Below are 21,420 nucleotides of genomic sequence, written 5' to 3'. Positions count from 1 at the left end.
TGAAGCTCGACCCCGGCCCTACGGGAACGGTGAACGGGCTGGCTTACGACCGCGAGCCGTTGGTCCGGAGCTACCGGGAGCTGAAGGACGTGATCGTGCAGGCGATGTTCGTCCGGGGCCCGGGCTTCGATTGCAGCTCCGAGGAGTCGGTCGCCGAATGGCTTGGCTGGCTGGAGCGGGTCCGGCCCACGGACGTACACATCTACTCGCTCGATCGCGCCCCGGCGGACTTGGCGGTCCAACCCGTCGCGCGCGATCGGCTGGATGAGATCGCCGACCGCGCGCGAAGCGTGATCGAAGGAACCGTAGACGTTTTCTAGCGAAGTCTACTTCTTCTTTCTTCCCGCCTTCTTCTTTTTCTTCTTCGCGGCCTTCCTGGCGGCTTTCCTGGTGGCCTTCTTCGCCGGCCGCCGCTTCACGACCTTCTTCTTTGCCGCCTTTTTCTTCACGGGCTTCCTCTTGGCGGCCTTCTTCTTCGGCGCCTTCTTCTTCTTGGCCGCCTTCTTGGCTTTCGGCTTCGCCGGCATGGCGGGCTTCATTGGAGCGGCCGCGGGCGGCGGCGGTGGTGGCGGTGGCGGCGGCGGTGGCGGCGCCCACTCCCGCTCCGGCGTAGGACTCGAGCTCGGCATGTCCCAGCCGCCCCCCGTAATATCATCAGCGAACATGACACTCCCTCCCAACAACGGTTGTGACGCGCGTGCCGCTGGTGTACGGGCATATACATTGCGCGCGCCCGGCCGCTTCGCAAGATGCGCTTCGGCCCGCCGGAGGCCCAAGCCGGTGCGGTTCACATCGGCGTAGCCTCAGCGGGGTGGGCTGTCGTGGCGGGGCCGAGCGTCTCCGGTAGGGAGGATGGCACGAGGCTTGCCAGAGCCGAAGGCGGTTGGGCGGGGTGTCCGCACTGGGCGCCCCGGGTCCCCTTCTAGCCGGGACGGGCTTGGGAACGCTAGATTCCCTCCCCACTTATGGAAAGGGCTCTGCCGGTGCGCGCTGGGATCATTCTGCTGGCTGTGGCCGCCGGGGTCGGTTTCGCCCCCGGGGAGGCCTTAGCGCAGCGCCGTTGCCGGCCGAGCGAGGTTCAGATCTCACCGCCGGACGCTCAGATTCGCGTCGGGCAACAGAGTCCGTTCCTCCCTACGGGCTACGACGCTACGGGTAACCCCTGCGCGGACGCCACGTTCACTTGGACTTCGAACAACCCGCGCGTCGCCACGATTGACAACAACGGGATGGCAACGGGTATGGGCCCCGGAGTGGCGATCATCACGGCGCGCACCGGCGCCGGTGCCGCGGCCAAGTCCGGCCAAGCCACGATCCAGGTGACGCCGGCCGGTGCGACGCCCCCGACCCGCGCCGAGTCGGAGCCTCCGCCTCGTCCGGTCGCGGCTGTCCCAAACCGGCCCACCGGGCCGGGCTGCGCGGCCTGGGAGCGCCAGCCCGATGGGAGCGGCGTCCCTGAGGCCCTGTACGTCAATCCGCTCCGCCTCTTGCTGGTTCGGGGCGAGGTGCGGCGGCTTGACTATCGCACCGTGCGCGGGGACACGACCGCGTCGCGAGTCTGCATCGTCTTCGAGGTGGATTCGGCCGGCGCCCGGATCGCCAGCGTGGACTCGTTCGGCGTCATCATCGTGGGGACCGATACCGGGCGCGCGGTCGTCCGGGTACTGGTCCAGGGCCCGCGCGTGCCGCCGCGGACCGTCACGGTGGACGTGCGCGCCGACGCGGTACGCTTCGAGCGGAACGAGATCTCGATGTCGCCCAGCACGACGGACACGCTCCGGATCGTGGTGCCGCAGCAGGAGGACCGCCCATTCATCGCGCCGGGCCTCCTCCAGTTCTCGTCGAGCAACCCAGGCGTGGTGCGCGTCGGGCTGGTGCGCCCGGTCGTCGAGGCGCTCCAGCCCGGCACCGCGCGCATCACGGCCGAGAGCTACATCTACGAGCCGATCACGGTCACGATAAACGTTCACCGCCGGGTTGTCGCGCTTGCCGCGACCCCGGCCGACTCTGTCGTGACGATCGCGATCGGCGGCATGCTGCCGCTCCAGGTCAGCGCCATGGCCGACGACACCTCGGCCGTGCCCGAGGCCCCGCTCACGTGGACGCGGCCCGATTCGAGCGTCGTCCGTTTCGATGCGGCCGACACGACGGTTCGCGGTCTGCGCGTGGGCGAGACCACGATGTCGGTGAGCGCGCCGGTGGGCCGGGACTCGAGCGTCACCAAGCGGTGGCGAATCCGCGTCGTGGCGGGCGGCCTGGCTGTGCCGCGGGCTCGTCTCGGTCTGGGCGTGGGAGAGCGGGTGCCCCTGGCGGTGCAGCTCCTCGACGACCAACAGCATCCCATTGGGCCCGCGACCGACATCACGTGGACGTCCTCCAGCGACTCCGTCGCCCGCGTGCAGGATGGGCAGGTCGTCGCCGGGCGGCTCGGCCACGCGACGCTGACCGCACGCGCGCCCTGGGATTCGACGATCGCCGTGGAGGTGTTCATCGTCGGCGACATGTTGGTCTCCGCGCAGCGCGCCGGCCGCTGGGACCTATTCATGATGAGCGACACGACGGCCGTGCCGGTGACCGGCGATAGCGCGCTGGAATCGCAGGCCGCGTGGTCGCCGGACCTGACGCGCATCGCTTACGTGGCCGCGCCCGGTCCGCGCTCGGGTGACTTCCAGCTCTACGTGGCCAACGCCGACGGCTCCGAAGCTAGGAGAATCACTCGCGACTCAGCGGTGGTCGGTTCTCCGGCGTGGGTGCGGCCGGCGGGCGAGCAGATCGTGTATGACGCGACCCGCGCCAGCCGTGCGCAGATCTACATCGTGAACCGCGATGGCACCGGCGCGCGCGCGTTGACGAGCGGGCAGGTGTCGAACACCTCGCCCAACGTGTCGCCGGACGGCCGCAAGATCGTCTTCGTCTCGCTGCGTGAGTCCTCTCCGGGCGGGCGCAACTACGACATCTACGAGATGAACATCGACGGCACGGCAGAGCGCCGGCTCACCACGAGCCCCCGGCGCGACGGCTCGCCAGCCTACTCGGCGGACGGCCGGCACATCTACTTCCTGCGCGACGAGGGTTCGAACACGCAGAAGGTGTACCGGATCGACACCACCACCGGCGCCGAGGCCCCCGTCACCCAGGACGGCACCTTCGTGCGCGCGTTCAGCGTGTCCGCGGACCAGGCGACCCTCGCGCTCGCGATCGAGCAGGGCAGTGGCCGGAACTCCACCGCGCGCGTCATGCTCTTCACGATCGCGACCGGCCAGATGACCCCCCTGCCGTCCGGCCCCGACGAGCGCCTCGCCGGGCCCGCCTTCCGGCCAGCCACGCCGCGCTAGCGCGGCGCCACCCGCAGGACCAGCACTCCGATGCTCGCCGTCACCATCCGGGCCTACGGCGGCCCGGACCAGTTGGGCGTCGAGGACGTGCCCCGTCCCGCGCCGGAATCGCCGCACGACGTAGTCGTCGCAGTTCGCGCCGCCGCGCTCAACCACGTCGACCTCTTCGTGCTGGGTGGCCTCCCCGGGGTCATCCACGACTTCCCCCACGTGGTGGGCTCCGACGGCGCCGGCATCGTCGAGTCGGTCGGACCATCGGTGACGCGAGTGAAGCCCGGCGATCGGGTCATCCTCAATCCCGGTGTCTCCTGCGGTTCGTGCGAGTACTGCCTTGCCGGCGAGGAGTCGCTTTGCAAGACCTATCGTCTCCTCGGCGAGCACATCCCCGGAACCATCGCCGAAGCGGTGCGAGTCCCCGAGGCGAACGTCTATCCGATCCCCGAACGGGTCCCCTGGACGGACGCGGCCGCGTTTCCGCTCGTGTTCCTCACCGCGTGGCGAATGCTCACGACCCGAGCCGCGCTCCGGCCTTCCGAGACGGTGCTGCTCTGGGGCATCGGGGGCGGTGTCGCGCTCGCCTCGCTGGCTATCGCGAAGCGCATTGGTGCCCGGGTGATCGCGACCAGCTCGAGCGACGCCAAGCTCGAGCGCGCCAGGGCGCTTGGCGCCGACGCGACCATCAATCACCGGACCAGCGACGTGCTGCGTGACGTCCGTCGGATCACCGAGCGCCGCGGCGCCGACGTGGTGGTGGACTCGGTGGGCACCGACACCTGGGAGACCAGCTGCAAATGCCTCGCCCCCGCAGGCCGGCTGGTGACCTGCGGCGGCACCTCGGGCCCGCTGGTTCAGACGGATGTGCGGCGTCTCTTCTGGTATCACCACACCATCATGGGCTCCACGATGGGGAACGCGCGGGAATTCGCGGAGATCACCCGCCTCCTCTCCGCGGGCGAACTGCGGCCCGTAGTGGACGGGGTCTATTCGATGCCGGAATCCCGCCGCGCCTTCGAGCGGATGGCGTCCGGCGAGCAGTTCGGCAAGATTGTGGTGCAGGTCGCGGCGTAAGGGCCGGGAGGCATCGTGCAACCGTTCGAACGGCTTAAGGCCGGTCTCATGCAGATCGTCCATGTGCTGCCAGGGCTCCTGCTCGCCCTGGTCATCCTCATGGCCGGCTTCCTGGTGGCGCGGATGGTCGAGCGCCTGGTGGACGCCATGCTGGCCCGCCTTCACTTCGACCGCGAAGCCGCCAAATGGGGCGTGACCGAGGCGGTCGAGCGAACCGGAACGCGGGAAGGACCCACCCGCGTCGTGGGCAAGCTCCTCTTCTGGTTCGTGATGCTGGTCGTGATCCTGCTATCGTCGTCGGCGCTGGGCGTCGAGAACATCAACGACGTCTTCGCGAACCTGGTGGGCTACATCCCCACCGTCTTCGCCGCTATCATCGTCATCGTCCTCGGCCTCATCCTGGGCGAGTTCGTGCGGGCCCTGATCCTGGCCTCCGCCGGCGGCGTGGAAGGCGTGCCCACCCTCGCCAAGGTGGCCAAGGGCGTCGTCATCATGATCTCGGTGTTCATGGCGCTCCAGCAGGTGGGCGTCGCCGCCGACATCGTGACCACTGCGTTCACCCTGATCCTCGGCGCGGTGGCGCTAGCCGTCGCGCTCGCCTTCGGGATCGGGAACACCCACCTGGCCGGCGAGGTTACGCGGCGATGGTATGAGGTCGGACGGAAGGGGCAGGATCGGCGCTCCACCGATGAGCGTCCCGCGCCCGGGCCGGCCGAGCCGCCGGCCGCCGACGCGGGATCCCGGGAGGCGGCGGACTAGCCCAGGATCCCGCCTTGCCGCTGCCGGGCGCGCACGCTATCTCAGAGGCGAGTCCCATGCCGAGAATACCACCGGTCGTTTCCTGCCTCTGCCTCGTGGCCGCCTTCGCCTGTGCCCGCGAGTGGCGCGACCCGCCTCCCCTCGACGATGCCGCCCACCGCACGGAGATCGACACGTTCCGCGAGCAGCGTCGCGCCGAGCTCACCGGGCCGACCGGCTGGCTCGCGCTGGTTGCCCTGGGGGCCCTACCCGAAGGCGCGAGCGCGTTCGGCGCGGACCCCAGTCTGCCGGTGAGGCTGCCTCCGGGCCGGGGACCCGCGCTCGCGGGCCGGCTGGTGCGCACCGGCGATCGCGTGTGGCTCGAGCCGGCGGCTGGCGTCCGGTTCCTCCGCGTGGATTCGGTGGCCGGGAACCCTCCGGTGGCGGGCCCGCTCGACCTGCGCCCCGACGCCGATAGCGCCGGACCCACCGACCTCCTGCTTGGCCCGCTGCGCCTGCGCATCCACGCGGTGCAGGGCCGGGCGTGGCTGCGGGTGTGGGACGAGGAGGCCGCGGCCCGCCGCTCGTTCACCGGCGTACCCGCGTTCTCGGTCGAGCAGCGGTGGCGGCTGGCCGCGCGGTTCGAGCGGGTCCGAGTCCCGCGCCATCACCGCGTCCCCGACATCACCGGCGGCGAGATGGAGTTCGAGGTGCCCGGCGAGCTGGTGTTCCGGGTGGAGGGGCGGGAGTACCGGCTGCTCGCCTTCGACGAGCCGAGCGAGCACGACCTATGGGTCCTATTCGGCGACTCGACCAACGCGCGGACCACTTACGGCGCCGGCCGGTACATCCACGTGCCGCTGCCGGATGCCGCGGGGTGGACGGTGCTCGACTTCAACCGCGCGTACAATCCGCCGTGCGCGTTCAATGGGTTCGCGACCTGTCCGCTGCCGCCTCGCGAAAACCGCCTCGCGCTGGCCGTGACGGCGGGAGAAACGAAGCCGCACTGAATGCCGTGACTCGTGCGGGCGCGGGAAGGCCTCCCCCCTTGCAGGAAGACGGCGATGCCGAGGGCGGGGACCAGCACCGCGAGCACGGCGGATGGCCGGCCGCCGCGCCGCATGTTACGATGGGCGCCTTGGTGCGGTGAACATCACGTCGCCAGCGGGTCCCGGACGTCGAGGAAGTCGAAGCGGCGGAAGTCCCGATCGTGCGTGTACAGTGTCTTCACCCCGTGTTGCCGCAGCAGCGCCGCGAGGTGCACGTCGGGCACCAGCTTCCCGCGGGCCCGGTGCTGGATCATCAGGCCACGGAACGACTCCCAGAAGTCGGGCTCCTCGACCAGCACCCGGGTCCGGGGCCGGTCGAGCAACGCGGAGATGTTCTCGGTCGCCCGGTCGGACGTCAGTGGGGTCGCCGTCGCCGCCGGGTTCGTCACCAGCCTGAGATAGCCCGACAGCGTGGCCCACGACAGGCAGAGCAGGTCCTGACTCGCGAGCAGCTTCTCCAGGAATGGCCGAGCGACCCGGTGCTCCGGGCAATCCTGCGACGATGCGTACAGAAGGATGTTCACGTCGAGCGAACAGGTCACTCGGCCAAGTCCTCGCGATCGAGCAGCGCCCACACGGCTTCCTTGTCTTCGAGGTCGATCTTGAAGCCCATGGGCTGGCTGTGCCACTTGAACGGTGGCGGCTCGGAGACACGACCCGGGCGCCCGTGTTGCTCGATGCCTAGCACCAAGAGCTCGGACACGAGTTGACCCAGCGGCTTGCGCTCCATCCGCTGAATGCGCTTCAGGTCTCGCATCACCATGTCGTCGATATTGAGCGTGGTCCTGGCCATGATGCGTGATGCTAATCAAGAACGCATCAGATGTCAACGCGCGGCCACGGGTGGCCTCGGAACGGCCGCGCCAGCGTCGTGCTGCACTATGCCGCCATCATGAAGCCATCACTGCGACACTAGACGTCACGACGAGTTGACTTAAGCCTCTCAATCGTATACATTTATCAGTCCTCACCCCAAGGCCACGGTGACCGCACCAAATCAGCGCGAACGGATCCTCCCCAGACTCATAGAAGACGAGATGCGCGAGTCGTTCATCGACTACTCGATGAGCGTCATCGTCGCGCGCGCTTTGCCCGACGTGCGCGACGGTTTGAAGCCCGTCCACCGCCGCATTCTCTACGCGATGAACGAGCTCGGCCTCGTCCCCGGGCGCCCCTTCAAGAAGAGCGCTACCGTCGTCGGCGACGTGCTGGGTAAGTACCACCCGCACGGGGACTCGGCCGTCTACGAGTCTCTCGTGCGCATGGTGCAGGACTTCTCGCTGCGCTATCCGCTGGTGGATGGGCAGGGGAACTTCGGCTCGGTGGACGGCGACTCGGCGGCGGCCTACCGCTACACCGAGGCGCGGCTCACCCGCATCGCCATCGCGATGCTGCAGGACATAGACAAGAACACCGTCAACTTCATCCCCAACTTCGACGACCGGCTCCAGGAGCCGACGGTCCTGCCGTCGCTGGTGCCGAACCTCCTCATCAACGGCTCGGCGGGCATCGCGGTGGGGATGGCGACCAACATCCCGCCCCACAACCTGCGCGAGGTGGCGAAGGCCGTCACCCACCTGGTGGACAACCCCGACGCGGCCGCGAAGGACCTGGCGAAGTTCATCACCGGGCCCGACTTCCCGACCGGCGGCATCATCTACGGCCGGCAGGGGATCGTGGACATGTACGAGACGGGCCGCGGGCGCGTCATCGTGCGGGCTCGGGCCCAGGTGGAGGAGAAGGAATCCACCGGCCGGTCGCAGATCGTGGTCACCGAGATCCCCTACATGGTGAACAAGGCGCGGCTCGTCGAGCACATCGCGCGGCTGGCGCGGGAGAAAAAGCTCGAGGGGATCAGCGACCTCCGGGACGAGAGCGACCGCGACGGCATGCGGGTCGTGATCGAGCTGAAGCGCGACGCGGTGCCGCTGGTGGTGCTGAACAACCTGTTCCAGCACACCCAGATGCAGACCACCTTCGGCGCTATCATGCTGGCGCTGGCCCATGGCCAGCCCAGGGTGATGAACCTGAAGGAGCTGATCGCGCATTTCGTCGAGCACCGGCACGAGGTCATCACCCGCCGGACGCAGTACGACCTCGATCAGGCCGAGTCGCGCGAGCACATCCTGGAGGGCCTCAAGATCTGCGTCGACAACATCGACGCCGTCATCAAGATCATCCGCGGGTCCAAGGACACCGACGACGCCGACCAGAAGCTCCGGGCGCGCTTCAAGCTGACCGAGAAGCAGAGCAAGGCCATCCTCGAGATGCGCCTCGCCAAGCTCACGGGCCTCGAGATCGAGAAGCTGGAGGCGGAGCTAAAGGAGGTCCTCGCCTTCATAAAGGAGATGAAGTCCATCCTCGCCTCGAAGCCCAGGCGGCTGGGCATCCTGAAGCAGGAGATCGAGAAGTTCGCGGGGGACTTCGGCGACGACCGGCGCACCGAGATCGTCGCCGACGAGGGGGAGTTCTCCGTCGAGGACCTGATCGCCGAAGAGGACATGGTCGTCACCGTGTCCCACTCCGGCTACATCAAGCGCATCGCCGTCTCCACCTACCGGCGGCAGCGGCGCGGCGGGCGCGGCCTCAACGGGATGGGGACCAAGGAAGACGACTGGGTCGAGCACCTCTTCATCGCGTCCACCCACGACTACGTGATGTTCTTCACCCAGAGCGGCCAGGTGTACTGGCTCAAGGTGTACGACATCCCGCAGGCGGGCCGTGCGGCCAAGGGCAAGCCCATCGTCAACTGCATCGCGATCAAGCCTGACGAGCGGATCGCCGCGCTGGTGAACGTGCGCGACTTCGCCGACGACAAGTACCTCATGTTCGTGACGCGCGCCGGGACGGTGAAGAAGACCGCGCTGTCGGCCTACGGGAACGTGCGCACCACCGGCCTCAACGCCATCAACATCGAGGACGGCGACGAGCTGATCGACGTCCAGGTGACGGACGGCACCAACGACATCGTCCTTGCCACGCGGCACGGGATGTCCATCCGGTTCCACGAGAAGGACGTGCGCGAGATGGGCCGAGCCACGACCGGCGTGAAGGGTATCGAGCTGGAGAAGGGCGATGCCGTGATCGGGATGGTGATCATCCGCCGCGAGGCGACCCTCCTCGTCGTGGCCGAGCTCGGCCTCGGCAAGCGCTCTGAGCTGGCGGACTATCGGGTGCAGTACCGCGGGGGCAAGGGCATCATCACGCTCCGGCGCACCGACAAGACCGGCGACGTGGTGGCGCTCAAGGAGGTCATCCCGGACGACGAGTTGATGGTGATCACGCGGCACGGCGTGATCATCCGGCTCCCGGTGAACGACATGCGGGTCATCGGGCGCAATACCCAGGGCGTGAAGATCATCAATCTGGACGAAGGGGACACGGTGCAGGATGTGGCGCGGGTGGTGAAGGAGGATGAAGGTGGAGAGGAGGAGGGTGCGGAGGAGCCGCTGGAGGCCGGTGCCACCGAGTGAGCCGGCCGGAGAAGGTGAACCTCGCCGAGAAGCTGAGCCTCTTCACCGAGCACTGGAAGCCCAAGATCGTGGGCGAGCTGAACGGGCAGGAGGTGAAGCTCGCGAAATTCGCGGGGCCGTTCGTCTGGCACCACCACGATGAGGAGGACGAGCTGTTCCTGGTGGTGAAGGGGCGCTTCCGGATGGAGTTCCGCGACCGCCACGTGTGGCTCGAGGAAGGTGAGTTCCTCATCGTGCCGCGCGGCGTGGAGCACCGGCCGGTGGCGGAGGAAGAGGTCCACATCATGCTCTTCGAGCCGGCTGGCACGCTCAATACCGGCAACGTGCGCGACGAGAAGACGCTCGATGAGCTCGATCGTCTGTGACCCGACCGCCGACGGCCAACGGACAACAGCCGATGCTAGGGTTCCTTGCCAACCCCTGGGACTCTCGGGCTGTCTAATTGGTGAACCGCCTCAACCTGGGGACCAAGATGCCGTCACCGTCACGCGTCTATCTCGTTGCCACGCTTCTCCTTGCGATGAGCGTGTCCGCCACCGACCTGGTGGCGCAGCGCCACCCCTCCCATCGCGATGACGACCACTGGCTCTCCAACTGCCGGGAGCGATCCAGCCGCCGACGCTCGGTCTTTTGCGAGCAGCGCGAGATCGGGTGGCGGTCGGGGGCCGGACGGTCCCTCACCGTGGACGCGGGCCCCAACGGCGGGGTGAGCGTCAGCGGCTGGGACCGGGACAGCGTACACGTGATCGTCAAGATCCAGGCGCACGGGGACTCGGAGGACGAGGCCCGCGAGCTGGCGTCCCACATCCGTATCCAGGCGTCCGGCGGCACCGTGGGCGCCGAAGGGCCGGGGTTCCGGCGCGGCGGATCGTGGTCGGTGAGCTACCAGATCCTGGTTCCGAGCCACACCGATCTCACGCTCGACACTGAGAACGGCCCCGTCGGCGTCGAGGACGTGGACGGGGTGATGAGGCTCCGCGCGGTGAATGGGCCGCTGAGTCTCGAGCGCGTGGCCGGTGACGTGCGCGCCCACGCGCAGAACGGGCCGCTCAGCGTCGTTCTGGAAGGGTCGCGCTGGCAGGGCGCCGGGCTCGACGCCGAGACGCAGAACGGGCCCGTGGTGCTCACCGTTCCCGACGGCTACTCGGCCAATCTGGAGACCGGCACGGTGAACGGGCCGATGAGCGTGGACTTCCCCATCACCCTGATGGGCCGCATCGGCGGGCGGCGGATCACGACGACACTCGGCAGTGGCGGGCCGACGGTGCGGGTGGTGACCACCAACGGGCCGGCGATCGTCAGAAGGAACTAGGCGCGGCGGCGCGCCCGCTGGCCCGTTAGGGCGTACTTCGTCAGAAGCGTGACGCCGTCAACGTCACATCCGCCCGGGCCCACGCGCGGCGGAAGCGCTGGTCCACCGAGTCCGCGGCCGCGGTTTTCCCCTGGGCGCTGAGCGACGCCTTCAGCCCGAACAGGGACCAGCCGTTCTCCGGATGCCGCCGCAGGTCCTCCCGGTACACGCGCTCTGCATCCGCCGCTCGCCTCGCTTCTAGAAGCACCGCGCCCAGGGACTGACGGACCGGATTCGGCCACGCTGGCGGCTCGTCGTAGGTCAGCCCGTCCTCGATACGGACCGCCTCCTCGAAGTGGCGAACGGCTTCGGCGGTGCGACCACGCCGTGACGCCAGCTCACCGGCCAGTGCGTGTTGTGCCAGCGTCAACACCGTACGCGAAGCGTTTATCCCGACCATCGCGTCGGGTGGCATGCTGCCTGCGAGGGCGGCGAGGCTGTCGTACTCGCCGGCGGCCTCAGCCGGCCGGTTCGTCGCCGCGAACGCCACGCCGCGTGCGTAGTGCCGGATGCCTCGCCAATACAGCAGCGAGCTGTCGGGTGCCGGCTCCGCCAGGATCTCCTCCCACCTTCCGAAGCGCACCAGCGCCAGAAGCGGTATGGGTAGGAACATCTCGAGGGGTGGTGCATCGCGCAGCGCCTCGAGCGGGACCTTCGTCACCAGTTGACGCGCTGAGCGGATCGCCTCGGCGCTCTTGCCATCGAAGCTCGACGCAACCGAGAGGAAGTGGATGTTGTGCGGGTAATACATCATCGGGTAGAAGCTTTGAGGACGCTGTCCCCCGAGGTACACCTCGTCGGTGTGAACGGCATGCTCGTTGGCCGTGATCGCGTCCGCGTAGCGGCCCAAGACCATGTAGATGTGCGCCGGCATGTGCACCAGGTGGCCGGCCCCCGGCATCAACGAAGCCAGGCGCTCGGCGCACGGGACCGCGCGTGAGGGATCCGGTGACGACTCGACCGCGTGGATGTACAGGTGGCACGCGCCCGGATTGGTCGAATCACGCGCGATGGCGTGCTCGAGCGCCGCGACGATGTCGGCCGTCCCGGGCTGCGGTCGGCCGTCGCGGGTCCAGTAGTTCCACGGCCGGAGGTTCATCATCGCATCCCCGTAGAGCGTGGCCGCGTCGGCGTCCTCCGGATACCGGCGCGCCAGGTCGCCCATGGCGGCGGCGTACGCGCTGTCCCGCGCCGCCCTATCGGCCGTGGGACCGGGCCCGTACCGCCTGGCCAGCGCCGTGACGTACGCCCCCTCTGCCCCGCCGGTGGCGCCCCGCAGCCGGACCGCCTGCTGGATCGCCTCGTACGCGGCCGCGCCTCCCGCCGAGTCCATCGGCAGGTTGATGTTGGGCCCGTACGCCAGCGCGATGCCCCAGTAGCACATCGAGCAGTCGGGGTCGATCCTCGCCGCCTCGCGGTAGGCGCGGATCGCTTCCGCGTGGTTGAACGCGTACGTCAGGCGCAGGCCCTGGTCGAAGTACTTCTGCGCCTCGGGCGAGCGCGTCGTGATCGCGTGGTGCAAGCTCCCAAGGTCCGGGTAGAGCGGGACGGTGGAGCGGTTGCAGGCGGTTTGGGTGGCGGCGATCAGTACGATCGTTCCGGCTGCGAGCGGGCGCATCATCATCGGCTTCCTCCGCGACGCGGTTCGGATCGCGTCGGTCACGTCATGGGTATCGTGGGACCATCCGACGCGGCAGCGTTTCGCGCATGACGCCGGCGGCGACGATCCCCGAGGCGAAGGTCAGCGCCGCCACGGCGAGGATCGCCGCGCGAAGGCCGAGCGCGTCCGCCAGCAGTCCGGCCCCGAGCGCGCCGACCGCGTATCCTCCGTCCCGCCAGAGACGGTACACCCCGACCGCCGAGGCGCGCCAGTCGGGGTGCGCAACGTCGGACACGGCGGCCAGCAGGGTGGGATAGACCATCGCCGTGCCGACACCGAGGGTGACCGCGCCGGCGATCCATACCGCCATGCCGTGCCCGCTCACGAACAGCACGATCGCCACCGCCTGGGTCCACATCCCGGCCGCGATGAGCCACTTCCTGCCCCAACGGTCGCTCAGCGGGCCGGTCACGAGCTGCGCGGCGCCCCACACCCCCGGGTAGATGGCCGCCACCATCGCGATCTGGCGTACCGAAAGCTGCGCGCCCGCCAGCAACACCGGCACGAGTCCCCACATCACGCCGTCGTTGAGGTTGTTCACCATCCCGGCCTGACTCACGCTGAAGAGCGTGCGGTCTTTCCAGCTCGTGAGCAGCAAGACCTGCGCGAACGACGCGCGCCGGCCCGCCGGCGCGCCGGCGCGCTCCAGAACCGTGTGACCCTTCGTGTCCCGCACGAACAGGACCGACAGCACCAAACCGAGCGTCGCGTACGCGATCCCTGGATAGAACGGCGCGGTGTGCCAGTCGCCGCGCGCCGCGAGATAGCCGGACAGCATGGCTGCGGCCGACACCGCCAGGTAACCGGCGAACTCGTTCAGCCCCATCGCGAGCCCGCGCCGCTCCGGGCCGACCAGGTCGATCTTCATGATGACGGTGAGCGACCAGCACAGTCCCTGATTGATCCCGAGCAGCACGTTCGCGAACACCACCCAACCCCAACTCGGCGCCGCGATGAGGATGAACGGGACGGGGAAGCCGACCAGCCAGCCGAGGATGAGCAGCCGGCGCCGGCCCATGCGGTCCGAGAGGTGGCCGGCGGCAAGGTTGGTGAGCGCCTTGACGAGCCCGAAGGTCGCTATGAACGAAAGCAGCGCGCTGTTCGACGCGACGCCGAAGTCGCGCTCGGCCAGCAGCGGCAGCACCGCGCGCTCCTGGCCCACCATCGCGCCGACGAACGCGTTGACCAGGACGAGGAGCGAGAACTGGCGCCAGTTGGCCCCGAGGCCGAGCCGGATCTGGCTCGGGGGGCCGACGTTCAGCGGATCGAGGGTGGCCTCAGGCAGGCTTGCGCGCGGTGAAGGTCGCGCTGGTCACGCCGTACTTCGCCGCTTCCTTCTGCGTGGACGCCTTCCGGAAGCTGAACCGCTCAGTCGGGTGCCGCTCAACGCCTACGAAGCCCACGGCTTCGAGCAGCCGGACGAACTCGCTCGCCGGCAGCGCGCCCCCGATTCACGACGCCCAGAGCTTCGGGTCGTTCCTGATGGATTCGGGGATGATGGCGTCGCTCACCACGTCGGCCAGCGAGGCGCGGCCGCCGGGGCGCAGAACCCGGAACGCCTCCATGAACACATTCTTCTTCCGGAACGACAGGTTGATGACACCGTTGCTGATCACCGCGTCAGCGGCACCGTCCGACACCGGCACGTCCTCGATGCGTCCCTTCCGGAACTCGACGTGCGCGTACCCGTGGTGCGCGGCCAGGCCCCGCGCCTTCTCGAGCATCGTGTCGTTCATGTCCACGCCGATCGCGTGACCGCCCGGCCCGACCCGCTGCGCGGCGATGAACAGGTCGAGGCCAGCGCCGGAGCCCAGGTCCACGACCGTCCGGCCCGGCGCCATCTCGCCGTGCAGGTGCGGGTTGCCGACTCCGGCGAACGAGTCCACGGACGCCGGCGGCGCCCCGTCGAGCCACTCCGACCGGTACCCGAACATCTCCGCGGCCGCTCGCCCGGTCCAGAAGTGGTACTCCTGGTCCGGCGTCGAGGCGACGTCGTTGTACATCTGAAGGACGGCGCTCTCCAGCGCGTGCTCAGTGATCGCGGGTGTGGCGGTCATCGTCTGACTCGGCGGTTCGGGATTGGCCGCAACCTTGCTCGCCATTGCCATAACGTCAAATACGCATATGTTAGCGATAACATAGGCATAACTTATGATTAAAGCACAGGAAGACTCACCTCTTACCATCAAGCGGTTGCGGCTGCTGGTCGCTCTCGCCGAGCACGGCTCGGTCACGGCGGCGGCCCGGGCCGGCCGCATGAGCCAGCCGGCCCTTTCCCAGAACCTGCGCGCCCTCGAGCGCCACTTCGGCATCCCACTCACCATAAAGGTGGGCCGCCGCATCGTTCTCACCAACCTCGCCCGCATGATCGTGGAATACGCCCGCCGCGTGCTGCGCCTCGTCGAGGAATCGGAGGCAGCGGTGCGGGAGACCATCGGGCTGAGTCGCGGCCGGGTAGCGATCGGGGCGAGCACCACGCCGGGGACGTACCTACTGCCACGGCTCCTCGGCGAGTTCCGGGCGAGGCACCCCGAAATCGAGTTGGTGCTGCGGATCGGCGACACTCGTGAGGTCGAGGAGTGGGTGCTCCGCGGTGCGGTCGACTTCGGCGTGATCGGTGAGACGAGCGAGCAGCTCGGCCTCGTCGTGACGCCGTTCCGCCGGGACGAGCTGGTGGTCGTGACGCCGGCGGTCCACCCGCTGGGCTTCAAGGCGAGGATCGACGCCGAGGCGCTGGCCGCTCAGCCGCTCATCGTGCGCGAGCGCGGGTCGAGTACGCGCGAGGTGCTGGAGCGGGCGCTCGCGGCGCACGGACACTCGCTGAACGTGCTCTTCGAGCTGGGCAGCACCGAGGCGATCCTCCAGGCGGTGATGGCGGGGCTGGGTCCGTCGGTGGTGTCCGAACTGGCGGTGACAGAACCGCGGCAGGCCCGCGTGCGTCGCGTCGCCGGTCTCGACCTCACCCGCTATCTTGCGGTGGTCGTGCATCCGGATGCGCGGCTCGCACCCGCCGCCAGCCAGTTCAGGGCGGAGCTCACGCGCGGCGCGGAGCCGCTGGTGCCGGTGCCGGCGTCGTGACCTTGCCGTGCTCTGTTTCGCGGCGTAGTTTGGCGATTCTTCAGGAGCTGGTGCTCGCGTGATTGTTTCCGCCCCACCCGAGCTCGTTTCCCTCGACGCCATTCGAGCGGCCGCCGTCGGCCTCGTCGGCGTCGCGGTGCGCACGCCGCTGCTGCCCGTAGACGACCTGTCGGAGCGGCTTGGGGTGGCCGTGTTCGTGAAGCCGGAAAGCCTGCAGCGCGTGGGGGCGTTCAAGCTTCGGGGGGCGTACACGCTGGTAAACCAGTTGGCCGGCGAAGGCGCGACGGGCGTCATCACCTACTCCTCAGGGAACCACGGCCAGGCGGTCGCCTACGCCGCGCGCCGGTTCGGGCTGCGCGCGGTCATCGTGATGCCCGAGACGGTGACGGCGGCCAAGCGTTCGGGAGTCGAGCGGCTGGGCGGCGAGGTCGTCCTCGCGGGCCGCACGTCGATGGACCGGTACGAGCGCGCGATGGAGATAGCGGCGCGCGATCGCCTGGCGGTGGTGCCGCCGTTCGACCATCCGGCGATCATCGCGGGGCAGGGGACGGTCGGCCTCGAGATCATGGAAGACTGCCCCGACGCCGCGACGGTCGTCGTTCCGGTGGGTGGCGGTGGTCTCTCGGCGGGGGTGGCGGCGGCGGTGAAGGCGCTCTCTCCCGGCACGACGGTCGTGACCGTGGAGCCCGAGGGTGCCCCGAAACTCGCGAAGTCGAAGGCGGCCGGGACGCGGGTGACCCTGGAGCGTACCGACAGCATCGCCGACGGACTGATCACGCTCTCGGTGGGCGAGCTCAACTGGGCGCACCTGTCGCGCTTCGTGGACCGCGCGGATACGGTCGCGGACGGCGCGATGCGCGAGGCGGTGCGGTTCGCCCTAGACCGGCTCAAGCTGGTGGTGGAGCCGTCCGGCGCCGCGACGCTCGCCTGGCTCCTCTCCCGGCCCAAGGGCGCGGTGAAGGGCCCGGTCGTCGCGGTGCTCTCGGGGGGCAACGTCGAGTGGGAGGGACTGCGGGCCTTGCTGGAGGCCCCGTCGCGGTGACCGCGGTCCCGAGCTCGGTGGCCGGCGCGAAGGTGCTCGTCGCGGACGACGACCTCGCGCTGGTCAAAACGCTCACCTGGATACTCAAGGAGCACGGCTACCAGGTGGCCGCGGTGCCGGGCGGCGAGAACCTGCTCGAGCGCATGGCGGACGAGCTGCCGGACCTGCTGCTGCTCGACATCATGATGCCCAAGGTGGACGGCCTCCAGCTGCTCGAGCGGATCCGCGCCGAGCCCAGGTGGCGCGACCTACCGGTGCTGATGATCTCGTCGATGCCGCCGGAGGACGGGACGGTGAAGTCGTTCGAGATAGGCGCGTCGGACTTCGTGGCGAAGCCGTTCCGGATGAAGGAGTTGCTGGCCCGCGTGGAGGCGCACCTCAAGCGCGGGCGCGAGCTCCGGACGGCCAATGCGGAGATCACCGCGGTCAAGGCGGATCTCAAGCAGAGCGCGTCGATCGTGGACATCCTCCACGAGGTCACCGACTCGCTCAAGCCGGACGAGATCTACCACATCCTCTTGCGCCGGGTGGCGCGCGCGCTGGGGATCTCCAAGTGCTCGATCGTCCTGGCAAAGCCCGGCGACCAGTACGGCACGGTGGTCGCGGCGTTCGAGAACCCCATGTTGCGGAACCTTCGCGTCGAGCTGTCGCGCTACCCCGAGATCCTCAAGGCGCTCGAGACGGGGCACTCGGTGATCGTGACCGACGTGGCGAGCGACCCGTTGTTCGAGGAGGCGCGCGGCATCTGGTCGCGCGACGGGATGGAGGTCGTGACCCGGTCGGTCGTGGCGCTTCCGTTCCGGATGCGCGAGGAACAGACGGGCGTGCTCTACCTGCGCTCGATGCTGGACGAGCCGGTGCTCACCGACGAGAACGCCGAGTTCGCGGACTCGGTGATCACGGCGGCGGTCGCGGCGCTGGAGAAAGCGCACGACTTCGCCAACGTCGTGGAGGATCGGGAGCGCCTCGAGCAGCTGGCGGCGACCGACGCCCTCACCAGCTGCCTCAACCGCCGGGCGCTGATCGGCGCGCTGGAGCGGGAGCTGGACCGCGCGCGCCGCTACAGCCTCGTGCTGACTATCCTCATGGTGGACCTGGACCACTTCAAGTGGGTCAACGACACCATGGGCCACCTCGTAGGAGATACGGTGTTGCGGCAGCTCGGCGAGCTCCTCAGGCGCGAGGTGCGGTCGGTGGACGCGGTGGCGCGCTACGGCGGCGAGGAGTTCGTGATCGTGCTGCCGGAGACCGCCGGGCACGGCGCCATGATCTTCGCCGAGCGCATGCGCCAGCGCATCCAGGAGCATCCGTTCGGAGAGGGGTGGCAGCCGCTCAGGGTCACGGTGTCCATCGGCGTGGCGTCGTTCCCGGACCAGAAAACCACGTCGCCCGAATCCTTCCTGGCCGTAGCCGACTCGGCGCTCTACCGCGCCAAGGCCGACGGCCGCAACCTGGTGCGCATGTGAGCCAGAAGCGCTGCCCCAAGTGCCGCTCGGTCTACACCGGCGACGCCAAGTTCTGTCCCAAGGACGGGTCGCCGCTCGGGGATATCGTCGAGGTGCACGCGCCTTCTTCCGCGGGCTCCACGCAGATCCGCCAGGCGGTGAAGCCGCCGGCCACCGGGGCCGACCCCGCCAAGACCCTGCGCAACCAGACGCTCGACCAGCGCTACCAGGTGGTGCGCAAGCTGGGTGAGGGCGGGATGTCGTTCGTCTACGAGGCCAAGGACATCTCGACCGGCGAGGTGGTCGCGGTCAAGATCATGACCCCCAAGCTGGCGCAGGACAAGACCGCGGCCGAGCGGCTGCGGCGCGAGGCGGGCCTCGCCATGCGGCTCGATCATCCCAACATCTGCCGCATCATGCGTTTGGGTGAGACCGGTGAAGGGCTCATCTACCTGGTGATGCCGCTCCTCAAGGGCGAGCTGCTCTCCGACAAGGAAGTGCGCGAGGGGCCGATCCCGGTGGACGTGGGTGTGCCGCTCATGAAGCAGGTGTGCGACGCGCTCGACTTCGCGCACCAGCAGCAGATCGTGCACCGCGACCTCAAACCCGAGAACATCTTCGTCTGCCCCGATAGCGACGGGAAGCTCAAGGCGGTGGTGACCGACTTCGGCCTCGCCAAGGAGCGTCGCGCCGAGCCGGGCATGGCGAAGCTCACCGCGACGGGCATCATCCTCGGCACGCCGGAGTTCATGAGCCCCGAGCAGATCCGCGGCAAGCCCCTCGACGGGCGGTCCGACATCTATGCGCTGGGCCTCGTGGCGTTCGAGATGTTCACGGGCCGGCTGCCGTTCGAGGGGAAGAGCGCGCAGGACATGATGATCGCGCGGCTGCGCGGCCAGCCGATGCCGTTGCGCAAGGCGCGCGCCGACCTTCAGTTCAGCCCCGAGTTCGAGAAGGCCCTCATGAAAGCCATCGAGGCCGACCCCGGCGACCGGTACCAGAGCGCGAAGGAGCTCGGCGATGCGCTCGAGAAGGCGACCGGCGGCGCGGCGGGCGGACTCATGAGCAAGATTAAAGGGAAACTGTTCTGACAAGAGGTGAGAAAGGTGATAAAGGTGAGAGAGGTGATGAGGTGAGAAAGGTGAGTAAGGGGGCGGCGGCGGTGGCCGCCGTTCTCTTCACCGCGGCTGTTCCGGCGCTCGCACAACAGGCCTCGCCGGCGCCGGCGCCGGAGGTAGTCGCGATCCGCGCCGGCACTCTCATCGACGGCAACGGCGGTGCGCCGCTGCGAAACGCGGTCATCGTGATACGCGGGCAGCGCGTCGAAGCAGCCGGGCCCAACGTCGCGGTGCCGCAGGGCGCGCGCGTCATCGACCTCTCAGGCGCCACCGTGATGCCCGGGTTCATCGACTCGCACGTCCACCTCGCGGGCCGCCCGATCGGCGAGGGCGACTGGGTACACGACTTCGTCACCGACGCTCCTGCCGACGACGCCATCTACGGCGTCGCCGCGGCGCGCCGCACCCTGATGGCCGGCTTCACCACCGTGCGCAACGTGGGTGCCGGCGGCTTCGCCGACATCGCGCTCCGGAACGCGATCGACGCGGGCCGCGTGCCGGGGCCGCGGATCCTCGCGGCGGGCCACTCGCTGGGCATCACCGGCGGGCACTGCGACAACAACGGCTACGTGCCCGGGATCTTCGGCCGGGAGCCGGGAGCGCTGGAGGGCATCGCCGACGGGCCGGACCAGATCCGGCAGGCCATCCGCCTCCAGGTCAAGTACGGCGCCGACGTCATCAAGATCTGCGCCACCGGCGGCGTGCTCTCGCAGGGCGACGCGGTGGGCGTGCAGCAGTACGACGAGGACGAGCTGCGCGCGGTGGTGCAGACGGCGCGCCTCCTCGAGCGCCGCGTGGCCGCGCACGCCCACGGCACCGAGGGCATCATCGCTGCCTCGCGTGCCGGCGTGAACTCCATCGAGCACGGCTCCTTCATGACGGAGGAAGCGGCCCGGATCATGGTCGAGCACGGCACCTGGCTGGTGCCGACGCTGATGGCCGGCTACTCCGTCGGCGGACCCGGCAACGAGACGCGGCTGCCGCCGTGGGCGGCGGCCAAGGGGCGCCGGGCGTGGGAGGCGATGCAGCGCGGCATCCGCGTCGCGACCCGCGCCGGCGTCCGCATCGCCCTCGGCACCGACGCCGGCGTCTACCCGCACGGCCAGAACGGCCGCGAGTTCGAGCTGCTGGTGCAGATGGGCGGGATGACGCCGATGCAGGCCATCCAGGCCGGCACCATGAACGCGGCCACCTTGTTAGGCATGGAGCACGACGTCGGCTCGATAGAGGCGGGGAAGTTCGCGGACATCGTCGCGGTCGCGGGCGATCCGCTCGCCGACATCACGACGTTGCAGCGGCCGGTGTTCGTGATGAAAGGCGGCGAGGTATTCGTGAGCCGTTCGCCGTGAGCCGGGAGCCGTACCTTTGGTGCCGCACCGGAAGGTCCGGCTCCCGCCTCCCGGCTCCCGCGGCGTGAAACGCTACCCCGCCTACGACCCGCCCGAGTACGTCTCGTGGAAGCCGGATCAAGCCCTGGTCTCCGAGTTCGGGACGACGGCGCGCCAGGACCCCGCGCGCCGGACGATCGTGGACTCGCTGGACGAGACGGCGCTGCTGGAGCTGTACGCGGGGCTGGTCCGCACCCGGCTTCACGATGTGGCCTTGAAGCGCTGGGTACGCACCGGCGTTATCTCCAAGGCGTGGCTCGGCACCGGCGAGGAAGCCGCGACGGTGGGACCGGTTCACGCGCTCGACCGCACGCTCGATATCGTCGCGCCCATGATCCGCAACGCCGGCGCGTGCGCCGAGATGGGGATGCCGGTCGCCGACAGCTTTCGTAGCTACCTCGGCACCGCGGACTCGCCCTCGCACGGCCGCGATCTTCACCACGGCGCGATGCGGTACCGCGTGCTCCAGCCCATCTCCCACGTTGGCGACATGGTGCCCGTCATCGCCGGGATCGCGCTTGCCTCGAAGCTGCGCGGCGAGAAGCGCGTCGCGATGACGTGGATCGGCGACGGCTCCACCAAGGCGGCCGTGACGCACGAGGGGTTCAACTTCGCCGCGGTTCAGAAGGTCCCCGCCATCTTCATCGTGCAGAACAACCAGGTCGCCCTGGGCAC

At 69.1% G+C, this 21,420-nt stretch carries 21 protein-coding genes; 14 read left to right on the top strand and 7 right to left on the bottom strand.

Going from position 1 to position 21,420, the window contains the following annotated elements:
* A partial coding sequence (locus Q8Q85_14080) for a hypothetical protein (GenBank protein MDP3775388.1) occupies positions 1 to 320 on the top strand: 320 nt, incomplete at its 5' end.
* A 6-nt stretch (positions 321 to 326) separates the two neighbouring features.
* Here the strand turns inward: Q8Q85_14080 and Q8Q85_14075 are convergent.
* Positions 327 to 527, bottom strand: coding sequence for a hypothetical protein (locus Q8Q85_14075; GenBank protein ID MDP3775387.1), 201 nt, complete (start codon positions 525 to 527; stop codon positions 327 to 329).
* 438 nt (positions 528 to 965) lie between these two features.
* Here Q8Q85_14075 and Q8Q85_14070 point away from each other — a divergent pair, with 438 nt between their 5' ends.
* The 4 genes from Q8Q85_14070 to Q8Q85_14055 are packed head-to-tail and all read left to right on the top strand — an operon-like array spanning position 966 to position 6,151.
* Positions 966 to 3,335, top strand: coding sequence for an Ig-like domain-containing protein (locus tag Q8Q85_14070; protein MDP3775386.1), 2,370 nt, complete (start codon positions 966 to 968; stop codon positions 3,333 to 3,335).
* 30 nt (positions 3,336 to 3,365) lie between these two features.
* On the top strand, positions 3,366 to 4,403 hold the full coding sequence (locus Q8Q85_14065; protein MDP3775385.1) for a zinc-binding dehydrogenase: 1,038 nt from the start codon (positions 3,366 to 3,368) through the stop codon (positions 4,401 to 4,403).
* 15 nt (positions 4,404 to 4,418) lie between these two features.
* Positions 4,419 to 5,162: a hypothetical protein gene (locus tag Q8Q85_14060; protein ID MDP3775384.1), complete on the top strand. Its 744-nt coding sequence runs from the start codon at positions 4,419 to 4,421 to the stop codon at positions 5,160 to 5,162.
* Positions 5,163 to 5,218: 56 nt separating this feature from the next.
* Positions 5,219 to 6,151, top strand: coding sequence for a DUF1684 domain-containing protein (locus tag Q8Q85_14055; protein ID MDP3775383.1), 933 nt, complete (start codon positions 5,219 to 5,221; stop codon positions 6,149 to 6,151).
* 143 nt (positions 6,152 to 6,294) lie between these two features.
* Here Q8Q85_14055 and Q8Q85_14050 read toward each other — a convergent pair whose 3' ends face one another.
* Together Q8Q85_14050 and Q8Q85_14045 are read right to left on the bottom strand one after the other, a co-directional pair.
* Positions 6,295 to 6,732, bottom strand: a complete 438-nt coding sequence (locus Q8Q85_14050; GenBank protein ID MDP3775382.1) for a PIN domain-containing protein — start codon at positions 6,730 to 6,732, stop codon at positions 6,295 to 6,297.
* Entirely contained in the window at positions 6,729 to 6,983 is a 255-nt protein-coding gene (locus tag Q8Q85_14045; GenBank protein MDP3775381.1) for a hypothetical protein, read from the bottom strand. The genes Q8Q85_14050 and Q8Q85_14045 overlap by 4 nt, the downstream gene beginning before the upstream one ends.
* Before the next feature lie 190 nt (positions 6,984 to 7,173).
* Here Q8Q85_14045 and gyrA point away from each other — a divergent pair, with 190 nt between their 5' ends.
* From gyrA to Q8Q85_14030, 3 genes are all read left to right on the top strand, one after another.
* Positions 7,174 to 9,663: a DNA gyrase subunit A gene (gyrA, locus tag Q8Q85_14040; protein MDP3775380.1), complete on the top strand. Its 2,490-nt coding sequence runs from the start codon at positions 7,174 to 7,176 to the stop codon at positions 9,661 to 9,663.
* The gene (locus Q8Q85_14035; GenBank protein MDP3775379.1) at positions 9,660 to 10,028 is read left to right on the top strand and encodes a cupin domain-containing protein; all 369 of its coding nucleotides are present in this window, start codon (positions 9,660 to 9,662) and stop codon (positions 10,026 to 10,028) included. The genes gyrA and Q8Q85_14035 overlap by 4 nt, the downstream gene beginning before the upstream one ends.
* A gap of 80 nt (positions 10,029 to 10,108) precedes the next feature.
* Positions 10,109 to 10,975: a hypothetical protein gene (locus tag Q8Q85_14030; protein MDP3775378.1), complete on the top strand. Its 867-nt coding sequence runs from the start codon at positions 10,109 to 10,111 to the stop codon at positions 10,973 to 10,975.
* 40 nt (positions 10,976 to 11,015) lie between these two features.
* Here Q8Q85_14030 and Q8Q85_14025 read toward each other — a convergent pair whose 3' ends face one another.
* The 4 genes from Q8Q85_14025 to Q8Q85_14010 all read right to left on the bottom strand — a co-directional run bounded on the left by Q8Q85_14025 (position 11,016) and on the right by Q8Q85_14010 (position 14,731).
* Positions 11,016 to 12,677 (bottom strand): hypothetical protein, encoded by a 1,662-nt coding sequence (locus Q8Q85_14025; GenBank protein ID MDP3775377.1) that lies wholly within the window; start codon positions 12,675 to 12,677, stop codon positions 11,016 to 11,018.
* A gap of 1 nt (position 12,678) precedes the next feature.
* A complete protein-coding gene (locus Q8Q85_14020) occupies positions 12,679 to 13,818 on the bottom strand; it encodes an MFS transporter (GenBank protein ID MDP3775376.1) in 1,140 nt (379 codons plus the stop codon).
* Positions 13,819 to 13,951: 133 nt separating this feature from the next.
* The gene (locus tag Q8Q85_14015) at positions 13,952 to 14,077 is read right to left on the bottom strand and encodes a hypothetical protein (GenBank protein MDP3775375.1); all 126 of its coding nucleotides are present in this window, start codon (positions 14,075 to 14,077) and stop codon (positions 13,952 to 13,954) included.
* 48 nt (positions 14,078 to 14,125) lie between these two features.
* The gene (locus Q8Q85_14010; GenBank protein MDP3775374.1) at positions 14,126 to 14,731 is read right to left on the bottom strand and encodes a methyltransferase domain-containing protein; all 606 of its coding nucleotides are present in this window, start codon (positions 14,729 to 14,731) and stop codon (positions 14,126 to 14,128) included.
* Positions 14,732 to 14,825: 94 nt separating this feature from the next.
* On the opposite strand from Q8Q85_14010, the gene Q8Q85_14005 reads away from it, so the two are divergent.
* The 6 genes from Q8Q85_14005 to Q8Q85_13980 form a co-directional block, all read left to right on the top strand.
* Positions 14,826 to 15,752: a LysR family transcriptional regulator gene (locus tag Q8Q85_14005; GenBank protein MDP3775373.1), complete on the top strand. Its 927-nt coding sequence runs from the start codon at positions 14,826 to 14,828 to the stop codon at positions 15,750 to 15,752.
* 58 nt (positions 15,753 to 15,810) lie between these two features.
* Positions 15,811 to 16,794, top strand: coding sequence for a threonine/serine dehydratase (locus Q8Q85_14000; GenBank protein ID MDP3775372.1), 984 nt, complete (start codon positions 15,811 to 15,813; stop codon positions 16,792 to 16,794).
* Positions 16,791 to 18,260 carry a diguanylate cyclase gene (locus Q8Q85_13995; GenBank protein ID MDP3775371.1) on the top strand — a complete coding sequence of 490 codons (1,470 nt, stop codon included), beginning with the start codon at positions 16,791 to 16,793 and terminating at the stop codon, positions 18,258 to 18,260. The genes Q8Q85_14000 and Q8Q85_13995 overlap by 4 nt, the downstream gene beginning before the upstream one ends.
* Positions 18,257 to 19,330: a serine/threonine-protein kinase gene (locus Q8Q85_13990; GenBank protein MDP3775370.1), complete on the top strand. Its 1,074-nt coding sequence runs from the start codon at positions 18,257 to 18,259 to the stop codon at positions 19,328 to 19,330. Before Q8Q85_13995 ends, Q8Q85_13990 begins: the two co-directional genes overlap by 4 nt.
* Positions 19,331 to 19,371: 41 nt before the next feature.
* A complete protein-coding gene (locus tag Q8Q85_13985; GenBank protein MDP3775369.1) occupies positions 19,372 to 20,706 on the top strand; it encodes an amidohydrolase family protein in 1,335 nt (444 codons plus the stop codon).
* A gap of 64 nt (positions 20,707 to 20,770) precedes the next feature.
* Positions 20,771 to 21,420, top strand: a 650-nt coding sequence (locus Q8Q85_13980; protein ID MDP3775368.1) for a thiamine pyrophosphate-dependent enzyme, incomplete at its 3' end; no start/stop codon positions are given.

The sequence above is a fragment of the Gemmatimonadales bacterium genome (genome assembly GCA_030697825.1).
Classification (GTDB): domain Bacteria; phylum Gemmatimonadota; class Gemmatimonadetes; order Gemmatimonadales; family JACORV01; genus JACORV01.
This window is presented reverse-complemented; position numbering and strand designations above follow the sequence as displayed.

Excerpts from the sequence above, each read along its gene's own strand:
- Q8Q85_14075 (MDP3775387.1), bottom strand. The coding sequence starts at position 527 with ATGCCGGCGAAGCCGAAAGCCAAGAAGGCGGCCAAGAAGAAGAAGGCG.
- Q8Q85_14070 (MDP3775386.1), top strand. The coding sequence starts at position 966 with ATGGAAAGGGCTCTGCCGGTGCGCGCTGGGATCATTCTGCTGGCTGTG.
- Q8Q85_14055 (MDP3775383.1), top strand. The coding sequence starts at position 5,219 with ATGCCGAGAATACCACCGGTCGTTTCCTGCCTCTGCCTCGTGGCCGCC.
- Q8Q85_14045 (MDP3775381.1), bottom strand. The coding sequence starts at position 6,983 with ATGGCCAGGACCACGCTCAATATCGACGACATGGTGATGCGAGACCTG.
- Q8Q85_14010 (MDP3775374.1), bottom strand. The coding sequence starts at position 14,731 with ATGACCGCCACACCCGCGATCACTGAGCACGCGCTGGAGAGCGCCGTC.
- Q8Q85_14005 (MDP3775373.1), top strand. The coding sequence starts at position 14,826 with ATGATTAAAGCACAGGAAGACTCACCTCTTACCATCAAGCGGTTGCGG.
- Q8Q85_14065 (MDP3775385.1), top strand. The coding sequence starts at position 3,366 with ATGCTCGCCGTCACCATCCGGGCCTACGGCGGCCCGGACCAGTTGGGC.